The following is a 23,884-nucleotide window of genomic DNA, read 5'->3' on the forward strand; positions in this document are numbered from 1 at the left end:
TCCCGCAAGTCCCCCGTCAGCCTAGTGCAGTGCAATAAAATCCGGCCTCTCGCTGCAATAATTACATTTCAGTTACCTCCACGAAAGACGTCTATGGCTGAGTCCTCTCCGGCAACGCGCTCCCCCCGCCCTGAATTCCGCAACATCAACGCCTTGAGCGACCTCCCCAGCTACCGCTTGCCGGCAGCGGGTATCGTGTCCATCCTGCACCGTATCAGTGGTGTACTGATGTTCCTGCTGATGCCACTCATCATCTGGATGTTCGACACCTCGGTTTCTTCCGAAATCTCGTTTGCCAAGTTCAGCGCCGCGTTCAATGTCGGCCTGGGTTTTGTTCCCGGTTGGTTCATGAAGCTCGTGGCCCTGGCTCTGATCTGGGCTTACCTGCACCACTTCATTGCCGGCGTTCGCCATATCTACATGGACCTGACCCACTCCGTGACCAAGGAGTTCGGCAAGTCGTCGGCCGTCGTTACCCTGGCCCTGAGCGTGGGCCTGACGCTGATCCTGGGCGCCAAGCTCTTCGGCCTGTACTAAAACAAGAAGGAACCACAAAATGGCAGTTAACTACGGATCCAAGCGCCTGACCGTCGGTGCAGGCTACGGCCTGCGTGACTGGATGGCTCAGCGTGTCACCGGTTTGCTCATGGCCCTGTTCACCCTGGCCGTGCTCGCTCAGGTGCTGTTCACCAAGGGCCCGATTGGCTACGACAAGTGGGCCGGCATCTTCTCCGCCCAATGGATGAAGTTCCTGACCTTCGCCGTCATCATTGCCCTGCTCTACCACGTGTGGGTCGGCGTGCGTGACATCTGGATGGACTACGTCAAGCCCGTCGGTGTGCGTCTGGCCCTGCACGTGTTCTCCATTGTCTGGCTGGTCGGCTGCGCCGGCTGGGCCATCCAGGTCCTGTGGCGTCTGTAATCGCCCCCTGCTGAAAGCGAATTTCCATGTCTTACAAAGTATCCAAGCGCAAATTTGACGTCGTCATCGTGGGTGCAGGCGGCTCCGGCATGCGTGCCTCCCTGCAGCTGGCCCGCGCTGGCCTGAATGTTGCCGTTCTCTCCAAAGTCTTCCCCACCCGTTCCCATACCGTGGCTGCCCAGGGTGGCGTGTCCGCATCGCTGGGCAACATGAGCGAAGACAACTGGGAGTTCCATTTCTACGACACCGTCAAGGGATCCGACTGGCTCGGCGACCAGGACGCCATCGAATTCATGTGCCGCGAAGCCCCCAATGTGGTCTACGAACTCGAACACATGGGCATGCCGTTTGACCGCAATGCCGACGGCACCATCTACCAGCGCCCCTTCGGCGGCCACACCGCCAACTACGGTGAAAAGCCGGTGCAGCGCGCCTGTGCCGCGGCCGACCGTACCGGCCACGCCATGCTGCACACCCTCTACCAGGCCAACGTGGCATCGCGCACCACCTTCTTCGTGGAATGGATGGCTCTGGACCTGATCCGCGACGCCGACGGCGACGTGGTCGGTGTCAACGCCCTGGAAATGGAGACCGGTGAGGTCTACACCCTGCACGCCAAAACCGTGCTGCTGGCCACCGGTGGCGCCGGTCGCATCTTCCAGGCATCCACCAACGCCTTCATCAACACCGGCGACGGGCTGGGTATGGCGGCCCGCGCCGGCATCGCCCTGCAGGACATGGAGTTCTGGCAGTTCCACCCCACCGGCGTGGCCGGTGCCGGTGTGCTGCTGACCGAAGGCTGCCGCGGCGAAGGCGCCATCCTGCTCAACAGCAACGGCGAGCGCTTCATGGAACGCTATGCCCCCACGCTGAAGGACTTGGCACCACGTGACTTCGTGTCCCGCTGCATGGGCCAGGAAATCCTCGAAGGCCGCGGCTGCGGTCCGAACAAGGACTACATCCACATGAAGCTGGACCACCTGGGCGCCGAAACCATCCGCAAGCGCCTGCCCTCCGTGGAAGAGATTGGCCACAACTTCGCCAACGTGGACATCACCCGCGAGCCGATTCCCGTGGTGCCCACCATTCACTACCAGATGGGCGGTATCCCGACCAACATCAACGGCCAGGTGGTCGAGCGTGTGGGCGGTGAAGATCGCGCCATCAACGGCCTCTACGCCGTGGGCGAATGCTCCTGCGTTTCGGTGCACGGCGCCAACCGCCTGGGCACCAACTCCCTGCTGGACCTGCTGGTGTTCGGCAAGGCAGCGGGCAACCACATCATCGCCAACGTCAAGCCCTCGCAGGCCCATAAGGACTTGCCGGCCAACGCTGCCGACCGGTCACTGGCACGCCTGAACCGCCTGGACAACTGCAAGAACGGCGAGTACTCGCAAGACGTGGCCAACGACATGCGCGCCGCCATGCAGACCCACGCCGGTGTGTTCCGCAGCCAGGAGTCCATGGACGAAGGCGTCAAGAAGATCAACGCCCTGCGTGAGCGAGTGGCCAACATTGGCCTCAAGGACAACTCCAAGGTGTTCAACACCGCCCGCATCGAAGCGCTGGAAGTGGAAAACCTCATGGAAGCCGCCCAGGCCACCATGACCAGTGCCGCGGCCCGCCACGAATGCCGTGGCGCCCACCTCGTGCGTGACTACGAGCACGGTGCCGACCACCCGACCGCTCCCCTGGGTCGCGACGACGCGAACTGGATGAAGCACACCCTGTGGTACACCGAAGGCAACCGCCTCGACTACAAGCCCGTACGCATGAAGCCCCTGACGGCCGAAACCGTGCCGCCCAAGGTCCGCACTTTCTGATTGGTCCGCTCGTACCGCATAGGAATTTTCCAAAATGGCAAAACGCACTTTCAAAATCTACCGCTACGACCCGGACAAGAACGACAAGCCGTACATGCAGACCATCGAGCTCGACCTCGACGGCTCCGAGCGCATGCTGCTCGACGCCCTGGTCAAGCTCAAGGCCATCGACCCCACCCTGTCCTTCCGGCGCTCCTGCCGCGAAGGCGTGTGCGGCTCGGACGCCATGAACATCAACGGCAAGAACGGTCTGGCCTGCCTGACCAACCTGAAGACGCTGTCGGGCGACATCGTCCTCAAGCCCCTGCCGGGCCTGCCCGTGGTGCGCGACCTGATCGTGGACATGACCATGTTCTTCAAGCAGTACCACTCGATCAAGCCCTACCTGATCAGCAACACGCCCGCGCCGGAGCGCGAGCGCCTGCAGAGCCCCGAAGAGCGCGAAGAGCTCAACGGCCTGTACGAGTGCATCCTGTGCGCCAGCTGCTCCACGTCCTGCCCGAGCTTCTGGTGGAACCCCGACAAGTTCGTGGGTCCTGCCGGTCTGCTGCAGGCCTACCGCTTCATCGCCGACAGCCGCGACGACGCCACCAATGAGCGACTGGACAACCTGGAAGACCCCTACCGCCTGTTCCGCTGCCACACCATCATGAACTGTGTGGACGTCTGCCCCAAGAGCCTGAACCCGACCAAGGCAATCGGCAAGATCAAGGAACTGATGGTTCGTCGCGCGGTGTAAACCACTGAAGGCATGGACCCAGAACGCTTGATTACCGAGGCCGAACTGAGCAAACTGCGCTGGCGGTGCCGGCGCGGCTTGCTGGAGAACGACCTCTTCATCGAGCGTTTCTTCCAGCGCCATGCCCAGGGAATGACAGCGCGCACGGCTGATGGCATGTCGCGCCTGATGGACTTGAGCGACAACGACCTGCTAGACCTGCATCTGGCACGCAAGTCGCTAGCGGAAGTGGATGCGTCGTTGGACACCGCCGACGTGCGTGAAGTTTTGAGTATGTTGATAGAACCGATCTGAAAGGTGAAAAAATGAAACTGTCTGACAACAAAGCGACCATGTCGTTCGCCAACGGTGCCCCCAGCATCGAATTGCCGATCTACCACGGCAACATCGGCCCGGATGTGATCGACATCCGCAAGCTGTATGCCCAGACCGGCATGTTCACCTACGATCCGGGCTTCCTGTCCACGGCGTCCTGCCAGTCCGCCATCACCTACATCGACGGCGACAAGGGTGAACTGCTGCACCGCGGCTACCCCATCGAGCAGCTCGCCACCCAGTGCGACTACCTCGACACCTGCTACCTGCTGCTCAACGGCGACCTGCCCAACGCAACCGAACGCAACGACTTCCACAAGCTCGTGATCAACCACACCATGGTCAACGAGCAGATGCAGTTCTTCCTGCGTGGCTTCCGCCGCGACGCACACCCCATGGCCGTGCTGACCGGTCTGGTGGGCGCCCTGTCGGCCTTCTACCATGACAGCACCGACATCAACAACCCCGAGCACCGCCGCATCGCCGCGATCCGCCTGATCGCCAAGATGCCCACGCTCGTGGCCATGGCCTACAAGTACGGCATGGGCCAACCCTACATGTACCCCCGCAATGAACTGTCCTACGCAGGCAACTTCCTGCGCATGATGTTCGGCACCCCCTGCGAGGACTACAAGGTCAACCCCGTGATCGAAAAGGCGATGGACCGCATCTTCATCCTGCACGCTGACCACGAGCAGAATGCCTCCACCTCCACCGTGCGTCTGTGCGGTTCTTCTGGCACCAATCCGTTTGCCGCCATCGCCGCGGGTGTGGCCTGCCTGTGGGGCCCTGCCCACGGTGGTGCCAACGAAGCATGCCTGAACATGCTCGAAGAGATCCAGGCCAACGGTGGCGTGGCCAAGGTTGGCCAGTTCATGGAACAGGTGAAGGACAAGAACTCCGGCGTCAAGCTCATGGGCTTCGGTCACCGCGTGTACAAGAACTACGACCCCCGCGCCAAGCTCATGCAGGAAACCTGCAACGAAGTGCTTGCTGCCCTGGGCCTGGAAAACGACCCGCTGTTCAAGCTGGCCAAGCAGCTCGAAAAGATCGCCCTGGAAGACGACTACTTCGTGCAGCGCAAGCTCTACCCCAACGTGGACTTCTACTCTGGCATCGTGCAGCGCGCCATCGGTATTCCGGTCAGCCTGTTCACCGGTATCTTCGCCCTGGCCCGTACCGTGGGCTGGATTGCCCAGCTCAACGAAATGCTGGCCGACCCCGAGTACAAGATCGGCCGTCCCCGCCAGCTGTTCAGCGGCAACGTCAAGCGCGACATCAAGCCCATCGACCAGCGCTGATCCTGTCCGCAGCGGACACCCGAAAAACCGGCTTTGGCCGGTTTTTTCATGCCTGCCCGGATTCGTCACCAGCCATCGTGCAATACGATGGCTAGGCAATTTTCTGACGGATAATCCGAACAATCATCGCCAAAGTCGATTACCCGCCGCCATGCTGACCCCCGCAAGCACGCCCACACGCCGCCTGGACCTCACGTCCATGCAACTGTTCGTGGCCGTGTGCGAGGAAGGCTCGATCGCCCGTGCGGCACAGCGCGAACACCTGGCAGCTTCCGCCGTGAGCAAGCGCTTGTCGGACCTGGAAAGCAGCGTCGACACCGCGCTGCTGTACCGCCATGCGCGCGGGGTGGACCTCACCCCAGCCGGGGAAACCTTTCTGCACCACGCCCGCACCGTGCTCTTCAACATGGACCGGCTGCAGGTCGACCTGGATGAATACGCTGCGGGCATCAAGGGCCATGTGCGCGTGCACGCCAACATCTCGGCCATCGTACAGTTCCTGCCCGAAGACCTGGCTTCCTTCAGCCGCGCCCATGGGCAAATCAAGATCGACCTGCAGGAACACGTCAGCACCGACATCGCCCGCGCCGTGGCCGAGGGACAGGCCGACCTTGGCATCGCGCATGTCGCCCAGCCGCTGCGTGACCTCGTCACGCAGCCCTACCGCAAGGACCGACTGGTCGTCGTGGTGCCTGCACAGCACCCACTGGCCGAGAACGACGCAGTGGACTTTGCCCAGACGCTCGACTACGACCACGTGGGCCTGCACAGCAACAGCGCCCTGTACCTGGCCATGCGCCGCGCTGCCACGCAGGCCAACAAGCCATTGCGGCTGCGCATCCAGGTCACGGGGCTGGACGCCATGTGCCGCATGGTGCAGGCAGGCTTGGGCATTGGGCTGCTGCCCGACCGGGCCTTTGCCCTACTGGGCTCCGGCATGGGCGCCCTGCGGGCCGTGGCACTCACCGACCCTTGGGCCGAGCGCACCCTGCAGCTCGTGGCCCGCAACTTCGGCACCTTGCCACTCACCGCCCGCATGCTGGTGGAGCACCTGCAGCAATCCAGCCGCTCCCATTTCGATAGCTGATTGCGCAATATCCACGGGGGCCACTCACCAATTTCATCCACTTTTCTCACGTAGCACACAGGAAACGCACCATGGGACGCACCCTTTACGACAAGATCTGGGACGAGCACGTCGTCCACACCGAAGAGGACGGCACCTCCGTCCTCTACATCGACCGCCATCTGGTGCATGAAGTGACCAGCCCGCAGGCCTTCGAAGGACTGCGCGAAGCCGGGCGCAAGCTCTGGCGCGTGAGCTCGGTGGTGGCCACGGCCGACCACAACACCCCCACCACCGGCTGGGAGCTGGGCTACGACGGCATTTCCGACCCGATCAGCAAGGAACAGATCACCACGCTGGACAGCAACATCCAGGAATTCGGTGCCGCCGCGTTCTTCCCCTTCATGCACAAGCGCCAGGGCATCGTCCACGTCATGGGCCCGGAAAACGGTGCCACGCTGCCAGGCATGACCGTGGTGTGCGGCGACAGCCACACCTCCACCCATGGCGCCTTCGGTGCGCTGGCGCATGGCATCGGCACCAGTGAGGTCGAGCACGTCATGGCCACGCAGACCCTGCTGGCCAAGAAGGCCAAGAACATGCTCGTCAAGGTGGAAGGCACCTTGGCACCGGGCGTGACCCCGAAGGACGTGGTGCTGGCAATCATCGGCAAGATCGGTACCGCGGGCGGCACCGGCTACACCATCGAGTTCGCGGGCTCGGTGTTCCGTGCCATGAGCATGGAAGGCCGCATGACGGTGTGCAACATGGCCATCGAAGGCGGCGCCCGCGCCGGCCTGGTGGCGGTGGACGACAAGACCATCGAGTACGTGAAGGGCCGCCCGCTGGCGCCCACCGGTGTGGAGTGGGACCAGGCCGTGGCCTACTGGCGCACCCTGCATTCCGACCCCGACGCCCATTTCGACGCGGTAGTCGAACTCGACGGCAGCCAGATCCTGCCGCAAGTCACCTGGGGCACCTCGCCCGAGATGGTGCTGGGTGTGGACGCGTCCGTGCCCGACCCCGACAAGGAGAAGGACGCCAACAAGCGCGGTGCCATGGAGCGGGCACTCACCTACATGAATCTGCAGCCAGGCAAGGCCCTGACCGACATCACCGTGGACAAGGTGTTCATCGGCTCCTGCACCAACAGCCGCATCGAGGACATGCGCGAAGCCGCCGCCGTGGTGAAGAAGCTGGGCCAGAAAGTGGCCAAGAACGTCAAGTTGGCCATGGTGGTTCCCGGCTCGGGTCTGGTCAAGGCCCAGGCAGAAGCCGAAGGACTGCACGAGATCTTCAAGGCCGCCGGTTTCGAGTGGCGCGAACCGGGCTGCTCCATGTGCCTGGCCATGAACGCCGACCGCCTGGAGCCGGGCGAGCGCTGCGCTTCCACCAGCAACCGCAACTTCGAAGGCCGCCAGGGCGCCGGTGGGCGCACCCACCTGGTGAGCCCCGCCATGGCCGCCGCTGCCGCCATCCACGGCCACTTCGTGGACGTACGTCGTTTCGCCTGAATTCCTTGAGGAGACCGTCATGAAAACCCTCGTTACTGCCACCGTGCTGACCGCCCTGTTCGCCCTGGGCGGCTGCAACACCGTCAAGGGCATCGGCCAGGACCTGCAGAAGGCCGGCGAGAAGATCGAAGACGTCGCCAAGAAAAAGTGAGAACCCCATGAAAGCCTTCACCATTCACTCCGGGCTCGTCGCCCCCATGGACCGTGAGAACGTCGACACCGACGCCATCATCCCCAAGCAATTCCTCAAGTCGATCCGCAAGACCGGCTTCGGCCCCAACCTGTTCGACGAATGGCGCTACCTGGACCAGCCCGGCCAGCCCGGCGTGCCCGAGAGCGCGCGCCAGCCCAACCCCGACTTCGTGCTGAACCAGCCACGCTACAAGGGGGCCAGCATCCTGATCGCGCGCAAGAACTTCGGCTGCGGGTCGAGCCGCGAACACGCCCCCTGGGCGCTGGAGCAGTATGGTTTCCGCGCCATCATTGCGCCCAGCTTTGCCGACATCTTCTTCAGCAACTGCTTCAAGAACGGCCTGCTGCCCATCGTGCTGCCCGAGGCCACCGTGGCCCAGCTGTTCGACGAAGTGCACGCCTTCCCCGGCTACCAGCTCACCATCGACCTGGAGCGCCAGCGCATCGTGCGCGCACAGGGCGAGGAGATTGCGTTCGACGTGCTGCCCTTCCGCAAGTACTGCCTGCTCAACGGCTTTGACGACATCGGCCTGACCCTGCGCCACGCCGACAAGATCAAGGCCTTCGAAGCCGAGCGCCTGGCCACCAAGCCCTGGCTGGCGCACCAGATGATCGGCTGACCTTTCACCCTGTTTTTTGCATCCAGCCCGCATAAATACTGCGTAAGCAGCTCACCTTTTTATAGCATCATGAAAATTGCAGTTCTTCCCGGTGATGGCATCGGTACCGAAATCGTGGCCGAAGCGGTCAAGGTCCTCAACGTATTGGGCCTCCCGTTTGAGATGGAACAGGCCCTCGTAGGCGGTGCCGCCTACGAGGCCCATGGCCACCCCCTGCCCGAGTCCACCCTGAAGCTGGCCATGGACTCCGACGCCGTGCTGTTCGGCGCGGTGGGCGACTGGAAATACGACAAGCTCGACCGCCCGCTGCGCCCCGAGCAAGCCATCCTGGGCCTGCGCAAACACATGGGCCTGTTCGCCAACTTCCGCCCCGCCATCTGCTACGAACAGCTGGTCGGTGCCTCCAGCCTCAAGCCCGAGCTCATCGCCGGGCTGGACATCCTGATCATCCGCGAGCTCACCGGCGACATCTACTTCGGCCAGCCCCGTGGCCGCCGTACCGCCGTGGACGGCCACTTCCCCGGCGCCGAGGAAGCGTTCGACACCATGCGCTACTCCAAGCCCGAGATCGAGCGCATCGCCCACGTCGCCTTCCAGGCCGCTCGCAAGCGCAACAAGAAGGTCACCAGCGTGGACAAGGCCAACGTGCTGGAGACCTTCCAGTTCTGGAAAGACGTGGTCACCGACGTGGGCCAGCAGTACCCCGACGTCGAACTCGACCACATGTACGTGGACAACGCCGCCATGCAGCTGGTCAAGGCCCCCAAGCGCTTTGACGTGGTGGTCACCGGCAACATGTTCGGCGACATCCTCTCGGACGAAGCCTCCATGCTGACCGGCTCCATCGGCATGCTGCCGTCGGCCTCGCTCAACGCACAAGGCCAGGGCCTGTACGAGCCCAGCCACGGCAGCGCGCCGGACATCGCGGGCAAGGGCATTGCCAACCCGCTGGCCACGATCCTGTCGGCCGCCATGATGCTGCGCTTCAGCCTGAACCAGGAAGCGGCCGCCCAACGCATCGAAGCCGCCGTGCAGAAGGTGCTGGAGCAAGGCTTGCGCACGCCCGACATCTACAGCCAAGGCACCACCAAGGTCAGCACCCGCGAGATGGGCGACGCGGTGGTCAAGGCGCTGGCGTAGGCCTACCTGTGCAGGTCCCGTTGGCACCCGTCGCCACGGGATCTGCACCCCCTTGCCGCCATTTCTAGAGGCAGTTGGCCGCAACCCACGGGGAAACGAGACCAAACTGCTTCCATTTTTATAGCAATCCGACACCTCCCACACCCACTGGACGAATCCTAGCGAGGCCTTCTATACTGCCCCGTCCCAACGGATAGAGGAGGCTGTCGTGGACCCAGACGCGCCAGAAGCTGCCCATGCCTAGGCTGCGCATGTCCCTGTGGGTGGCCATCGGCGCGCCCTTCTTTGCGCTGCTGTTCCTGACCGCCACGCTGCAGGTCCAACACCAAGCCGACGAGACAAGGCGCGAACTCGACCTTGCCAGCCAGCACGTACTGGATGCCTTGGGTACCAACACCCGCAACAGCCTGCAGGAGTTCCTGGGCGAACCCTTTCGGATCCAACGCAGCATTGGAGACGCCATTGGCCGCCACGGCTTGTATACCCGATCCAACATAGGCACCGTCACTGAGTACATACTGGGCCAGTACCAGGATCTCTATCGGGAGCAGCGACACATCAGCGTGATGAGCTTCGGCAGTGAGTCGGGCGACTATGGCGGCATCCGCCGCGAGGACACTGCGCCCGGAACACCCGACCGCTTTAACCTGATGCGCAAGGACCGCACCACGGGCAACGTCCTGCGCATCTTTGACGGCCCGTCACTGCGTACCCCCTTGCGCGCTCGCTTCGACGCCTACGATCCCCGGCATCGCCCGTGGTACCGTCCCGCGGCCGACAGCGGTCGTGCTTTGTGGTCTGCGATCTATGCCAACTACGACGAGCAGGCAGAGATCACCATCTCGGCTACGTCGCCGGTACGTAGGAATGGCCACCTGATCGGCGTCGTCGAGGCTGATGTCAAACTCGATGGCATCAACCGATTTCTGCGCGAAGAGCCCTTGCTACGTAACGGCGTTGTCGCCATCGTTGACCCGGAAGGCCGCCTCGTTGCCCACTCGCTGCCGGGGTCGGTGGTTGCCGATGGGAGCGGGCGCAGTGCGCGTGCACAGCGTATGCTGATCGATGAAAGCCCGAGCGCCGTATTGCGTGCGACCGCACCGTGGGTCATGGGTGAGCAAGCGCTACGTGAAGTCAGCTTTTCCGTGCGCCAGGACGGCTCGCGATATTTTGGGCGCGTCACACCGTATGACGACCCCGCCGGCATCCACTGGCGCATTGTGAGCCTGATGCCCGAATCGGATCTATTGGGCGATGCCCCAACCGGCCGTGGTTTCAATGCAGTGTCCTTGCTGTTGGCGACTCTGGGCGCGGTCTGCGGCGTGCTCCTGGTGCGCATCATCTCGCGCCCCCTCGAAGGCGTTGCGAAGGCCGCCAATGCCCTGTCGCTGGGGGATGTGCAAGCGGTCTTGCCTGAAGACGGCCTGCTGGAAGAAACCAATGATCTGGCCCGCGCCTTCAACAGCATGGCGCGGCGCTTGCAAGACTCCTTCACCGAACTCAGGGATCAGAAGCGTCGACTCGACCGCAGCGTACAGGAAAACCGCGCCTTGTTGCTCGCAGTGCCAGAGTACATGACCATTTCGCTGCTTGAAACCGGTGAACTCCTGGAAGTCAATCCCGGGTTTGAGGAATTGACCGGCTGGTCGCGGGAAGAGGCGATCGGGCGCACGACACCTGAGCTGGGCATTCTTTCCGTGGCGGAACGGGCACGGATCACCTCCGCCTTGCGTGCCCAAGGTGGTCAGGTCCGTGGCCTTTCAACCCAACTGTGCCATCGCGATGGGCACACATTCGACGTCTTGGCCTCGCTGGCCATCTACGAAGTCGGCTGGCGCCAGTACCTGGTCGCAATTGCCAGGGACATGACTGAAGCCAACCAGCGCGAAGCCGCGTTGCGGGCCACGGACCAGCGGCTCTCCGACCTGATCCAGACCGTGCAGGGAATTGTCTGGGAAGCCGACGCCACCACCTTCACCTTCACTTTCATCAGCCAGCAAGCCGAGCGCATGTTGGGATTTGCCACCTCGGACTGGCTGACGCCGGGCTTCTGGGTTGAGCACCTGCACCCGGACGACCGCTCCTGGGCCCCCTCTTTCTGTGCCTCCTGCACGGGGCGGTTGGAGGCGCACGATTTCGAATACCGCTTCATCGCCAAAGATGGGCGCACGGTCTGGCTGCACGACATCGTCACGGTAGTGAGTGAAAACGGGCAACCGCGCTGGTTGCGTGGCTTGATGGTGGACATAACCACCCAGAAGGTCCAACAGCAGGCACTGAGTGACTCGCAAGCCCGATGGGCCCAGATGTTCGCCGCCTTGCCCGACTATGCCTGCATCACCCGTGTAACCGATGGGGAGATCATCGACGTCAACCCCAGCTTTGAACGCATCACCGGCTGGCAGCGTGACGAAGCCATCGGCCGCACCACGTTGGCCCTGGGGATATGGACAAACCTGCAAGACCGTGAGCGCTACCTGGACCAGTTGCAGCGGCAATCGGTGCTGCATGACTTCGAAGGCCTGCTGACTACCCGCTCAGGTGAAAAACGCATCATGATCATCTCGGCCGCCATCGTGCATTCTGGTGATGGCGATCTCCTGATCTCAATCGCACGCGATGCAACGCAACAGCGCCAGCAAGAAATCGCCATACGCCATTCCAATGCGATGCACCAGGCCTTGTTTCACGCCATGCCAGAGTATGTTGCGATCTCGGAGCTCGCCACGGGAAAGCTGCTGGAAGTCAGCCGGGGCTTCGAAGTTATGTCTGGCTGGACACGCCGCGCAGCGTTGGGTCGCACATCCATAGAACTGGGCATCATCAGCGCAGAGTTCCGAGAAACCATCAAGCGCGAGCTGCGCGCCGCGAACGGCCAAGTACAGCGTTTGGAAGGTCACATTCGGCGCAAGGACGGAGTCGTGCTGGATGCGGTTGCGTCATTTGCGGCCTATGAGGTGGACGGTCAGCAATACCTCGCGACCATCGCGTCCGACGTCACCGACGAACGCCGGCGTGAAGCTGAATTACGCGACTCCCAGTCGCGCTGGGCGCAGATGTTCACGGCCCTCCCCTATTACGCCTGCATCACCCGCATGGTGGATGCCACGATCATCGACATCAACCCCAGCTTCGAGCGCATTACGGGCTGGAGCCGCGATCAGGTAATTGGGAAGACGGCAGTGGGCCTGGGGATCTGGGCGGAACCGGGAGACCAGAAGCGCTTCCTGACACTGCTGCACCAGCACACGGTGCTCAATGATTTTGAAGCCACGCTGACGACTCGATCTGGCGAAAAACGTACCATGATCATATTCGCCGCCATCGCTCGCGCCAGTGGCGGCGACATCCTGTTGTCGGTGGCACGCGATGCCACGGACGAACGCCGACGCGAAACCGAATTGCGCGACACCCAGGCGGCAAAGCAGGCCGCCGAAGTGGCCAACCAGCTCAAGAGTGATTTCCTGGCCATGATCAGCCACGAGGTGCGCACTCCCTTGGGTGGCGTCATCGGCATGCTGCGCTTTGCACTCAAGGATGCCACCTTATCGACTGGCACCCAAGAGAAACTGTCCATCGGCCTGTCCAACGCGGAGACCTTGCTGCAGATCATCAACGACATTCTGGACTTTTCCAAGCTGCAAGCGGGAAAGATGCCACTCGAAGAGGTGGATTTTCGCCTTGCCACGGTGGTGCGCGACGCCGTCACGATTCTGCAAGAGCGCGCCGAATCCAAGGGCTTGTCCCTGGTAGCCGAAGTTGCCGCGGATCTGCCAATCTGGTGCTTGGGTGATCCAACGCGGTTGCGTCAGGTGCTCATCAATCTGATGGGCAACGCAATCAAGTTCACACAGCACGGCGAGGTGCGTCTATCTGTGCGCGTACATCACAGCGGCGGATTGGAGTTCGCAGTGCGAGACACCGGCATTGGCATCGCCCCGGATGCGCAGCAACGCCTGTTCCGCAAGTTCGAACAAGCGGACGCCAGCACAGCACGTCGCTTCGGTGGAACCGGATTGGGGCTGGCTATTTGCAAAAGCATTGTGGAGTCCATGGGTGGCGACATCACCGTCACCAGCACGCCGGGCCAAGGCTCAACGTTCAGCGTATACCTGCCCCTGCCCGAAGGCCAGCCTGTAAGAGAGACGGCACCCGACAGCGCACAGGCGCATGGGCGCAGCTTGCGTGTGTTGTGCGCCGAAGATGGCGTCACCAATCAGGTGATCCTGCGCGAACTGGTCACCAGCATGGGACACAGTTTTACCTTGGCGGAAGACGGCGAGGCTGCGCTGGAAGCATTGGCCGCAAACGACTTCGACCTCTTGATCCTCGATAGCCGCATGCCCCGAATGGACGGCATCGATGTGTTGCGCAGCCTACGGGCGGGCGAACGCGGTGTCCGCAACCCGCTCCTTCCTGTAATTGCCTGCACCGCCAATGCGGGTGCAGACGAACGCGCACGCTTCCTGGCCGCAGGCGCGCAGGGGTTTGTCTCCAAACCGATAGACGAAAGCGCCTTGCACGCCGCCATTGCCGAAACCCTGGGTGAGTCACCGCCCCTCCCCGCGGTTCCCATACCCGCCCGCCCAGCCATGGCGACCGCGATGACGGCAACCCCCGCGATGTGTCTGGCCTTCACCACCGAAGGTCCGCGATTGGTCAGTGCGCTGCGCCAAGCGCTCCAGGACGCAGATATCGCCACTGCCGCGCGCGCCGCCCATGGGCTCAAGGGCAGTGCAGGCTATTTCGGCGCTACGCAACTTCAAGTTCTGGCACAGACGGCAGAGCGTCACGCCAATGCCGAGCAGCTTTCGGCGGTCGCCGCACTCATGGAGCGCATCGACGCTGCCATGGAGCAACTGGTAGCGCAGCTGCGCAAACGCACGGCCCCCGTTGTAACGACATCGCCCGCCGAGCCTTCGGGCCACGACGCCGCGACAGTATTCGATCGCTCCCTCTGCCTCGCTTCGCTGGACCACTTGAAGGGCCTTCTCGATGCCCAGAGCCTGGAAGCCGAACCTGCACTTGCGCATTTGCTTACCCTGCTCCCCACAGGGGACGCACGTGACGCAGCATTGCAGTTGGGCCGATACCTTGCCGATTTCGATTTCAGCTTGGCGCAGGAACACTTGCGCATCCTCTGTGACCTTGTGGAGAACCTGCCCCATGCTCCCTCACACTGACACCGACCGAAAGACCCGCATCCTTCTCGTCGATGATGAGCGCATCAACCTGATGGCCTTGACCGCCTTGTTGCGAGACGAGTTCGAGCTTCTGATCGCGACAAACGGAGCCCAGGGTTTGCGCTTGGCGGCTGAACAGCAGCCAGACCTGATCCTGCTCGATGTGGTTATGCCCGACATGGACGGTCACGAGGTATGCCGTCGCCTCAAGCTCGCTCCTGCCACCCAAGGGATTCCCGTCATCTTCATTACTGCGCGCAGCGAGGTACACGACGAAGCTCAAGGCTTTGTGCTGGGTGCGGTTGACTACATCACAAAGCCCTTCAACGAACTCATCGTTACCGCACGGGTGCGCACGCATGCCCGCATGCGGCGACAAAGTCAACTGCTCGAAAGCATGGCCATGCTGGACAGCCTAACCGGTATTCCCAACCGCCGTGCCTTTGACCAGGTCTGCGAGCGCGAATGGTCGCGCTGTCGGCGCGCGCAGACGCCGATGGCTCTGCTGATGCTGGATGTCGACATGTTCAAGCAATACAACGACCACTACGGCCATGGTCCGGGCGACAGCTGTCTGGTGCGTGTAGGGCGAGCCCTTGCTGGCTGCGCGCGCAGACCGGGTGACTTTGTCGGGCGCTATGGTGGAGAAGAGTTTGTTGCATTACTTTCAGACGCTGACGCGCAGGCAGCAGCCAAGCAGGCGAGTCGGTTTCTGTCCGCGGTGGCCGCGTTGCAGATACCACATGCGCTCTCGCGCGCAGCGCCAGTGGTCACCGTGAGCATTGGCGCCGCCACCACCACGCCCAGGAGCGACAGCGGTATTGAAACCTTAAAACAAGCAGCTGATCAGATGCTTTACGCAGCCAAAGATGAAGGCCGCAACCGTTTCAAGCTAAGCACTGTGGTAGGCGAACCATAAATGAAGAAAATTCAGTCCGCGCGGAGCAAAAAATCGGCGACTTGAACTACAATCGCCTCCATGTTTGCCGCCCGCCCCGTCACCTTGACCATTGTTTCTGCCGCCCTGGCAGACAAGGCCGTGCGCGCATTCACCACCAAAACCACGACCATTAAGGGCTGATCCAGCTCCGGCATCGTCGTGCGCCCACCCCGGCCAGACGAGCCGGGCCAGAGAAGCCTGAAATGCGTGAACGGCATTTTTGTTTTTTTGAAAGGGCGTTGATATGAGCAAGTTGGTAGGTCTGGTCGGCTGGCGCGGCATGGTCGGCTCGGTATTGATGGATCGCATGGTGCAGGAAAAGGACTTCGACCTGATCGAACCCATGTTCTTCTCCACCAGCAACTCCGGCGGCAAGGCCCCCGCGCAGGCCAAGAACGAAACCACGCTGCAGGACGCCTACAACGTCGATGCCCTCAAGCGCTGCGAGATCATCATCTCCTGCCAGGGCGGCGACTACACCACCGAGGTGTTCCCCAAACTGCGCGCTGCCGGCTGGAACGGCCACTGGATCGATGCCGCCTCCACCCTGCGCATGAAGGACGACGCGGTCATCATCCTCGACCCCGTCAACATGCCGGTCATCAAGAATGCCCTGTCCAAGGGCGGCAACAACTGGATCGGCGGCAACTGCACCGTGAGCTGCATGCTCATGGGCGTGGGCGCCCTGTACAAGGCCGGTTTGGTTGAATGGATGAGCACCCAGACCTACCAGGCAGCCAGCGGTGGCGGTGCGCAACACATGCGCGAGCTGCTTACCCAGTACGGTACCCTGAACGCTGAAGTGAAGGCCCTGCTCGACGACCCCAAGAGCGCCATCCTGGAAATCGACCGCAAGGTCATCGCCAAGCAGCGTGCGCTCACCGGCGCAGAAACCGCCAATTTCGGCGTCCCCCTGGGCGGTTCGCTGATCCCCTGGATCGACAAGGACCTGGGCAACGGCCAGTCCAAAGAAGAGTGGAAGGGCATGGCAGAGACCAACAAGATCCTGGGCATGGGCGAGGGCTTCGGCACCAGCGCCATCCCCGTGGACGGCTTCTGCGTGCGCGTGGGTGCCATGCGCTGCCACAGCCAGGCCCTGACCTTCAAGCTCAAGAAGGACGTGCCCGTGGCCGACATCGAAGCCATGATTGCCGCCGACAACCAGTGGGTGAAGGTCGTGCCCAACACCCGTGAAGCCACCATCCAGGACCTGACCCCGGTGGCCGTGACCGGCACCATGACCATCCCCGTGGGACGTATCCGCAAGCTGGCCATGGGCCCCGAGTACGTGGGTGCCTTCACCATCGGTGACCAGCTGCTGTGGGGCGCTGCCGAGCCGCTGCGCCGCATGCTGCGCATCCTGCTCGACGCCTGATCCTCCTGCGCGCTTCGTTGTCGCGAGGCAACAAACCATGGCATCAATGCTGCGCTGTTTGTAAGGCTTTGAAAGTTAAGCGCTTTCTCAGCTTGTCAGCGTAAGACATTGATGTTATGGTACTTTTTCGTTTTTGCCGCCTGCAATGCGACAGGCTGCGGCTGCAGCCGCATTTGCTGCTCGAATTAGCGCCGGAGACACATAAATTGAGATCTAAGTCACAACATTGGCAGCGCACCGCCATGGCCGCTGCGGCCGCCGCCCTGCTGGGGATGGCCGCCACCGACGCCATGGCCTTGTCGCTGGGGCGGCTCACGGTGCAATCGGCGCTCGGTGAACCCCTTCGGGCAGAAATCGACATCCTCGACATCAATGCAGACGAAGCCGCTTCGCTGCGCACCACCATCGCCCCACCCGCAGCCTTCTCGGCGGCCGGCCTGGAATACAACGCCGCCATCGGTGGCATGCGCACCAGCCTGCAGAAACGTGCTGACGGTCGCTCCTACATCCGCCTGAGCACCGACCGCACGATCAACGATCCCTTCGTTGACCTCATCCTGGAAGTCAACTGGGCCTCTGGACGCATCGTGCGCGACTACACGATGCTGTTTGACCCCCCGGCACTGCGCACCCCCGCTCCTGCACCCTCGCTGGCACAGACCCCAGCAGCAGCCAGTGCACAGCCGGCCCAAGCCGCCAACGCTGCGCCGGCAAGCGCGGCAGCACCGGCCGCTGCCGCCCAGCCGGCACCGGTGGCAGCGGCCAAGCCTTCCACCAAGGCTGCATCCAAGGCCAAGGCCGAATCCGCAGAAAAGCCAGCAAGCACCCCGGACGCGCGCCAAGTTACGGTGAAAGCAGGAGATACGGCCGGAAAGATTGCCGCCAACAACAAGCCCGCGGGCGTTTCGCTCGACCAGATGCTTGTTGCCTTGCTGGCCACGAACCCGGATGCCTTTGTCGAAGACAACATCAACCGCTTGCGCAAGGGTGCCGTGCTCACACTGCCCAGCAGCGAGCAGGCGCAGGCCGTGCCGGCAGAGAAAGCCCGGCAGATCGTGGTGGCCCAGAGCAAGGACTTCAACAGCTTCCGCAAGAATCTGGCCACTGCGGCTCCATTGCAGAACGTTGACACCAAGACCCAGCAAGCCAGCGGCAAGATCGAGTCCAAGGTAGAGGACAAGAAGCCGGCCACGGCAGCGCCCGACAAGCTGACCCTGAACAAGGGCAGCGTGCAGGCCAAAGCCGACGACAAGATTGCCAAGGAGCGCGCTGAAAAGGAAGCCAAGGCCCGCGCCGCGGAGCTGGAAAAGAACCTCGCAGACCTGAACAAGCTCAAGGCCGGAGCTGCACCGGCTGCACCGGCTGCGACTGCAGCGGCACCTGCTTCAGCACCTGCACCCAAGCCCGCTCCAGGCCTGACGGTCGCGGCCAACACCACGCCTGCGCCCCCCGCCGCAGCGCCTGTTGCGCCAGCCTCTGCTCCGGCACCGGTGGCAGCTGCGCCTGCGGCTGCCGCGTCGGCGCCGGCTGCCACCGCTTCTGCGCCGGCAGCGCCCGCCAGTGCACCCGCCAAGAAGCCGGTGGTCGACACACCCGTGCCTGCCTCGGTGCCGATTGAAGAACCGAGCCTGGTGGACGAGCTCATCGACAACCCCATGACACCATTGGCTGCCGGTGGCCTGCTCGCCCTGATCGGCGGCTTTGCATTCTGGCGCGTTCGCCAGCGCAAGAAGAATGCTGCCCAGGTCGACAGCTCCTTCCTCGAAAGCAGACTGCAACCCGACTCGTTCTTTGGTGCCAGCGGTGGGCAGCGCATCGACACTGCGAACGAAAACGGCGCCCCCACGGGCTCGTCCATGGTCTACTCCCCAAGCCAGCTGGACGCTGCCGATGATGTGGACCCCGTCGCAGAAGCCGATGTCTACCTGGCCTATGGCCGTGATCTGCAGGCCGAAGAGATCCTGAAGGAAGCCGCCAAGACCACACCCGGCCGTCTGGCGGTGCACACCAAGCTGCTGGAGATCTTTGCCAAGCGCAAGGATGCCCGTAGCTTCGAGGCAAGCGCGACGCAGGCCTACAAGATCACCGGCCCGAACAGCCAGGACTGGACCCGCATCTGCGAAATGGGCCAGGCCATCGACCCACAGAACCCCCTGTACCAACCAGGTGGGGCACCCACGGGAGCCGATGCCGCCAACATCTCGCCTTCGTCGTTCGAAGGCACGGTGCAGTTCAAGGCAGCGCCAGCGGCGCCGGAGCCCGTGGCACCGGCGGCCGGGATAGATCTGGACCTGGATCTGGATTTCTCGCTCGACGATGCCCCTGCCAGTGCCGCCATCAGCGACGTGACCGGCAGCAGCGCGCATGCCGTGTCCTATGACCAGACCGTCAAGATGGAGCAGTCGGCAGAGCCCGCTGCGCCTGCTGACGATGGTGGCTTGGACTTTGACCTGCCCGACGTGCCGGTGGCTGCCCCTGCCCCCGCCATGGAACCTGTGGCACACGCCCTGCCCGAGATTTCCCTCGACCTGGATGCCCCCAGCGCCAGCTCGGCACCGGACTTCGGTGCGACCAGCCCCCTGCCAGTGGACGTGCCCGCGGCCGCATCCGCACCCGGCAAGGATGGCATGCTGGAATTCGACCTGGGTTCCCTGTCCATGGACCTGGATACCCCGGCTCCCGAACAGCCAATGGAGGCGCCCAGCACCGAAAACGAGGATCCGCTGGAAACCAAGTTGGCCCTCGCCGAAGAATTCGTGTCCATCGGCGACGAGGACGGTGCCCGTGCGCTGATTGAGGAAGTGCTGGCAGAAGCCACCGGCGCCACCCGCGAGAAGGCCCAACGTGCCCTGTCGCAATTGAGCTAAGCCCTTTCACAGGGGCTGAATCGGCTGTTTTGTAGCAGACCCATTGACGTGGTGCGCATCGCTTTAGGGGTCAGCTACAACGGACAGGCCTACCGCGGCTGGCAGAGCCAGCCCGGAGGCCAGACCGTGCAGGACAAGCTCGAAAAAGCCCTTTCCACCTTTGCAAACCAACGCATCGGCACCCTGTGTGCCGGGCGCACCGATGCCGGGGTGCACGCGCTGATGCAGGTGGTGCATTTCGACACCGAGATCGAACGCACCGACTACTCCTGGGTGCGCGGCACCAACGCCAACTTGCCCAAGGACATTTCCGTGCACTGGGCCGTCAAGACCACGCCCCAGTTCCACTGCCGCGCCAGCGCGAAATCGCGCCGCTACGCCTACGTGCTGCTGGAGTCGCCCATCCGCCCCAGCATCGAGGCCGGGCGCGTGGGCTGGACCTTCCAGACGCTCGACCATGACGCCATGCGTACTGCAGCCGACCTGTTGCTGGGCGAGCACGACTTCACCTCGTTTCGCGCCGCCGAGTGCCAGGCCATCAGCCCGGTCAAGACCATGATGGACATTGCGCTGCACCAGCGCGGCGCCTACTGGCGCATCGAATTCGAGGCCAATGCCTTCCTGCACCACATGATCCGCAACATCATGGGCTGCCTGGTCACCATCGGCCAGGGCAAACGGCCGCCGCAATGGATGGCCGAGGTGCTGGCGGCACGCGACCGCCGTGCCGCGGCGCCTACCTTTTCCCCTGACGGGCTCTACTTTTTGGGCCCCCGCTATGACGCCTCCTGGGACATGCCCGATCGTACGCCTGCGTATGATTGGCTCCCATGAAAGAAATAGCCCCCACGCTTGCGACTTCGTCTGCTGCGCTGCCCCCCGAGGGGGCGCAATCCGCCTCGGGGCGGCCCAGCGGCGGATTCTTCCGCACACGCATCAAGATTTGTGGCCTCACCCGTGAGGCTGACGTGGACGCCGCCGTGCAAGCCGGTGCCGATGCCATTGGCTTCGTGCTGTACAGCAAGAGCCCACGCTACGTGACGCCGGAGCGCGCCGCCATGCTGGCGCGCCGGCTGCCGTCCTTCGTCACGCCGGTGCTGCTGTTCGTCAATGCAGAACCGGCCCTGGTGCGCAGGGCCTGCGAGCTGCTGCCCAATGCCACGCTGCAGTTTCATGGGGATGAAACACCCGCACTCTGCCTGGCGTTGGCCAAGGCGTCGAACGACCGCCCGTACCCACGCTCCTACCTGCGCGCCGCCCGCATTCCCTTGAGCGAGGACGCCGCACACTTCGACCTCGTACAATTCGCCCAAGACTATTCAACCGCCCAAGCCATCCTGCTCGACGCCCATGTGGACGGGTACGGTGGCGCTGGCAAGACATTCAATTGGTCACTGCTTCCTCCAAACGTCAACGCTCACCTCGTCTTGAGTGGTGGACTCGACTCAGCAAACGTGGGCGATGGCATCGCTGCGTTGCGGTCGCGCGGTAAGTCGCTGGCCGTCGACGTGAGTTCGGGCGTGGAAGCGCTCGACGCCGCAGGAACGCCCCAAAAGGGCATCAAGGATCCCCAACGCATCCGTGCCTTCGTGGCCGCCGTCCGCGCTGCAGACGCCGCCTATTCCGAAGCACTGGGTGCCTGATCAAACAAGGAAAAGACACCATGGCTGATTACCAGCAACCCGACGCCAGCGGGCACTTTGGCAAATACGGCGGCAGCTTCGTTTCTGAGACCCTGACCCACGCCATCAACCAGCTCAAGGCTGCTTACGCGCAGTACCAGCACGACCCGGCCTTCCTGGCGGAATTCAAGAAGGAACTGGCGCACTTTGTAGGCCGGCCCTCGCCCGTGTACCACGCCGAGCGCATGAGCCGCGAAGTGGGCGGGGCGCAGATCTTCCTCAAGCGCGAAGACTTGAACCACACTGGCGCGCACAAGATCAACAATGTGATCGGCCAAGCCATGCTCGCCAAGCGCATGGGCAAGCCGCGCGTGATTGCAGAGACCGGTGCGGGCCAGCACGGCGTGGCCACCGCCACCATCTGCGCCCGCTACGGGCTGGAATGCGTGGTCTACATGGGCAGTGAGGACGTCAAGCGCCAAAGCCCCAACGTCTACCGCATGAAGCTGCTGGGTGCCACCGTGGTACCGGTGGAGAGCGGCAGCAAGACCCTCAAGGACGCGCTCAATGAGGCCATGCGCGACTGGGTCGCCAATGTGGACAACACCTTCTACATCATCGGCACCGTGGCCGGCCCACACCCCTACCCCATGATGGTGCGCGACTTCCAGAGCGTGATCGGCAACGAGTGCCTGGTGCAGATGCCGCAGATGCTCAAGGAGGCCGGTTGCAAGACCGAGCAGCCCGACGCCGTGGTCGCCTGCGTGGGCGGCGGCTCGAACGCCATGGGCATCTTCTACCCCTACATCAACCATGCTGGCACGCGCCTCATCGGCGTGGAAGCCGCCGGTGAAGGCCTGGACAGCGGCAAGCACTCGGCCTCCATCCAGCGCGGCAGCGCCGGCGTGCTGCACGGCAACCGCACCTACGTGCTGCAGGACGACAACGGCCAGGTGACCGAAACGCACAGCGTGAGTGCCGGGCTGGACTACCCGGGTGTGGGCCCTGAGCACGCATTCCTGGCCGACATCGGCCGCGCCGAGTATGTGGGCATCACCGACCAGGAAGCACTGGATGCCTTCCACTACCTGTGCCGCACCGAGGGAATCATTCCCGCGCTGGAGTCCAGCCACGCCGTAGCCTACGGCATGAAGCTGGCCAAGACCATGCGCCCAGACCAGTCCGTGCTCGTGAACCTCTCCGGCCGTGGCGACAAGGACATCGGTACCGTGGCCGACCTGTCGGGCGGCGACTTCTACTGCCGCCCCAGCTGCCAAGGCCAGTCCGTCAAGGGAAATGTGGTCGTAGCCCCCATGAAACGTGCGTAAGCAGCTACGAAAGTCATAGCATGAAACGAATCGAAACGACATTCAAGGCGCTGGCGGAACAGAACCGCAAGGCCCTCATCCCCTTTGTCACGGCCGGCTATCCCTACGCCGACATCACCCCCGCGCTGATGCACGCCATGGTCGAGGGCGGTGCCGACGTGATCGAGCTGGGCGTGCCCTTTTCCGATCCCAGCGCCGACGGCCCCGTGATCCAGAAGGCGGGCGACCGGGCGCTGGCGCTGGGCATTGGCCTGGTGCAGGTGCTGGCCATGGTGCGCGAGTTCCGCCAGACCAATACCACCACCCCGGTGGTGCTGATGGGCTACGCCAACCCGGTGGAGCGCTACGAGCAGAAGCATGCCCGCGCGGGTGTGAAGAGCGCCTTCGTGGCCGATGCTTCCGCGGCCGGTGTGGACGGCGTGCTGGTGGTGGACTACCCGCCCGAGGAGTGCGAGGCGTTTGCCGCCGACCTGCGTGCCCACGGCATGGACCTGATCTTCCTGCTGGCACCCACCAGCACCGAAGAGCGCATGCAGCAGGTGGCGCGCGTGGCCAGCGGCTACGTGTATTACGTCTCGCTCAAGGGCGTGACCGGCTCGGGTGCGCTGGACACCGATGCCGTGGCCGCCATGCTGCCCATCATCCGCAAGCACATTTCCACCCCGGTGGGCGTGGGCTTTGGTATCCGCGACGGGGCCACGGCCCGCACCATCAGCGAGGTGTCGGACGCCGTGGTCATCGGCAGCAAGATCATCCAGTTGCTGGACGGCCAGCCCCACGAACGCGTGGCCGGCATCGCACGCGACTTCCTGCGCGGCGTGCGCCAGGCCATGGATGCCTGATCAACCCTGACCGCCCTAAAAAAGGGCGGTCAGCGGTTTTGGGGATAATCGCGGCTGTTTGGAAGACAACCGGGCAGCCGCTACCCGCCGCTGCC

General features: G+C 63.3%; 19 protein-coding genes. All 19 read left to right on the plus strand.

Going from position 1 to position 23,884, the window contains the following annotated elements; genetic code table 11:
• Positions 1-93 precede the first annotated feature (93 nt).
• The 19 genes from sdhC (at position 94) to trpA (ending at position 23,789) form a co-directional block, all read left to right on the plus strand.
• Positions 94-537, plus strand: a complete 444-nt coding sequence (gene sdhC, locus RQP54_RS00825) for a succinate dehydrogenase, cytochrome b556 subunit (RefSeq protein ID WP_315676216.1) — start codon at positions 94-96, stop codon at positions 535-537.
• Positions 538-556: 19 nt separating this feature from the next.
• Positions 557-922 carry a succinate dehydrogenase, hydrophobic membrane anchor protein gene (gene sdhD, locus RQP54_RS00830; RefSeq protein WP_315676218.1) on the plus strand — a complete coding sequence of 122 codons (366 nt, stop codon included), beginning with the start codon at positions 557-559 and terminating at the stop codon, positions 920-922.
• A gap of 26 nt (positions 923-948) precedes the next feature.
• Positions 949-2,745, plus strand: a complete 1,797-nt coding sequence (sdhA, locus tag RQP54_RS00835) for a succinate dehydrogenase flavoprotein subunit (protein WP_315676220.1) — start codon at positions 949-951, stop codon at positions 2,743-2,745.
• A 34-nt stretch (positions 2,746-2,779) separates the two neighbouring features.
• Complete coding sequence (locus RQP54_RS00840) at positions 2,780-3,484, plus strand: succinate dehydrogenase iron-sulfur subunit (RefSeq protein ID WP_315676222.1); 705 nt, start codon at positions 2,780-2,782, stop codon at positions 3,482-3,484.
• Positions 3,485-3,496: 12 nt separating this feature from the next.
• Entirely contained in the window at positions 3,497-3,778 is a 282-nt protein-coding gene (locus RQP54_RS00845; protein ID WP_315676224.1) for a succinate dehydrogenase assembly factor 2, read from the plus strand.
• 11 nt (positions 3,779-3,789) lie between these two features.
• Positions 3,790-5,100 (plus strand): citrate synthase, encoded by a 1,311-nt coding sequence (locus RQP54_RS00850; RefSeq protein WP_315676226.1) that lies wholly within the window; start codon positions 3,790-3,792, stop codon positions 5,098-5,100.
• Positions 5,101-5,251: 151 nt separating this feature from the next.
• Entirely contained in the window at positions 5,252-6,187 is a 936-nt protein-coding gene (locus RQP54_RS00855) for a LysR family transcriptional regulator (RefSeq protein WP_315676228.1), read from the plus strand.
• 71 nt (positions 6,188-6,258) lie between these two features.
• Positions 6,259-7,680, plus strand: coding sequence for a 3-isopropylmalate dehydratase large subunit (leuC, locus tag RQP54_RS00860; RefSeq protein WP_315676230.1), 1,422 nt, complete (start codon positions 6,259-6,261; stop codon positions 7,678-7,680).
• A gap of 19 nt (positions 7,681-7,699) precedes the next feature.
• Positions 7,700-7,831, plus strand: a complete 132-nt coding sequence (locus tag RQP54_RS00865) for an entericidin A/B family lipoprotein (RefSeq protein ID WP_315676233.1) — start codon at positions 7,700-7,702, stop codon at positions 7,829-7,831.
• Between the two features lie 7 nt (positions 7,832-7,838).
• Positions 7,839-8,492 (plus strand): 3-isopropylmalate dehydratase small subunit, encoded by a 654-nt coding sequence (gene leuD, locus RQP54_RS00870; protein WP_315676234.1) that lies wholly within the window; start codon positions 7,839-7,841, stop codon positions 8,490-8,492.
• A gap of 69 nt (positions 8,493-8,561) precedes the next feature.
• Complete coding sequence (gene leuB / locus RQP54_RS00875; protein ID WP_315676235.1) at positions 8,562-9,632, plus strand: 3-isopropylmalate dehydrogenase; 1,071 nt, start codon at positions 8,562-8,564, stop codon at positions 9,630-9,632.
• A 236-nt stretch (positions 9,633-9,868) separates the two neighbouring features.
• Positions 9,869-14,815, plus strand: a complete 4,947-nt coding sequence (locus RQP54_RS00880; RefSeq protein WP_315676236.1) for a PAS domain S-box protein — start codon at positions 9,869-9,871, stop codon at positions 14,813-14,815.
• Entirely contained in the window at positions 14,799-15,734 is a 936-nt protein-coding gene (locus RQP54_RS00885) for a diguanylate cyclase domain-containing protein (protein ID WP_315676238.1), read from the plus strand. Before RQP54_RS00880 ends, RQP54_RS00885 begins: the two co-directional genes overlap by 17 nt.
• A 265-nt stretch (positions 15,735-15,999) precedes the next feature.
• Positions 16,000-17,130 carry an aspartate-semialdehyde dehydrogenase gene (asd, locus tag RQP54_RS00890; RefSeq protein WP_315676240.1) on the plus strand — a complete coding sequence of 377 codons (1,131 nt, stop codon included), beginning with the start codon at positions 16,000-16,002 and terminating at the stop codon, positions 17,128-17,130.
• Positions 17,131-17,336: 206 nt separating this feature from the next.
• The gene (locus RQP54_RS00895) at positions 17,337-19,997 is read left to right on the plus strand and encodes a FimV/HubP family polar landmark protein (protein WP_315676242.1); all 2,661 of its coding nucleotides are present in this window, start codon (positions 17,337-17,339) and stop codon (positions 19,995-19,997) included.
• 51 nt (positions 19,998-20,048) lie between these two features.
• On the plus strand, positions 20,049-20,831 hold the full coding sequence (truA, locus tag RQP54_RS00900) for a tRNA pseudouridine(38-40) synthase TruA (RefSeq protein WP_315676244.1): 783 nt from the start codon (positions 20,049-20,051) through the stop codon (positions 20,829-20,831).
• Entirely contained in the window at positions 20,828-21,640 is an 813-nt protein-coding gene (locus tag RQP54_RS00905; protein ID WP_315676246.1) for a phosphoribosylanthranilate isomerase, read from the plus strand. The genes truA and RQP54_RS00905 overlap by 4 nt, the downstream gene beginning before the upstream one ends.
• A gap of 20 nt (positions 21,641-21,660) precedes the next feature.
• A complete protein-coding gene (gene trpB / locus RQP54_RS00910) occupies positions 21,661-22,947 on the plus strand; it encodes a tryptophan synthase subunit beta (RefSeq protein WP_315676248.1) in 1,287 nt (428 codons plus the stop codon).
• A gap of 20 nt (positions 22,948-22,967) precedes the next feature.
• Positions 22,968-23,789, plus strand: coding sequence for a tryptophan synthase subunit alpha (trpA, locus tag RQP54_RS00915; protein ID WP_315676249.1), 822 nt, complete (start codon positions 22,968-22,970; stop codon positions 23,787-23,789).
• Positions 23,790-23,884 lie beyond the last annotated feature (95 nt).

The organism is Curvibacter sp. APW13 (assembly GCF_032337135.1).
Lineage (GTDB): Bacteria > Pseudomonadota > Gammaproteobacteria > Burkholderiales > Burkholderiaceae_C > Allorhodoferax.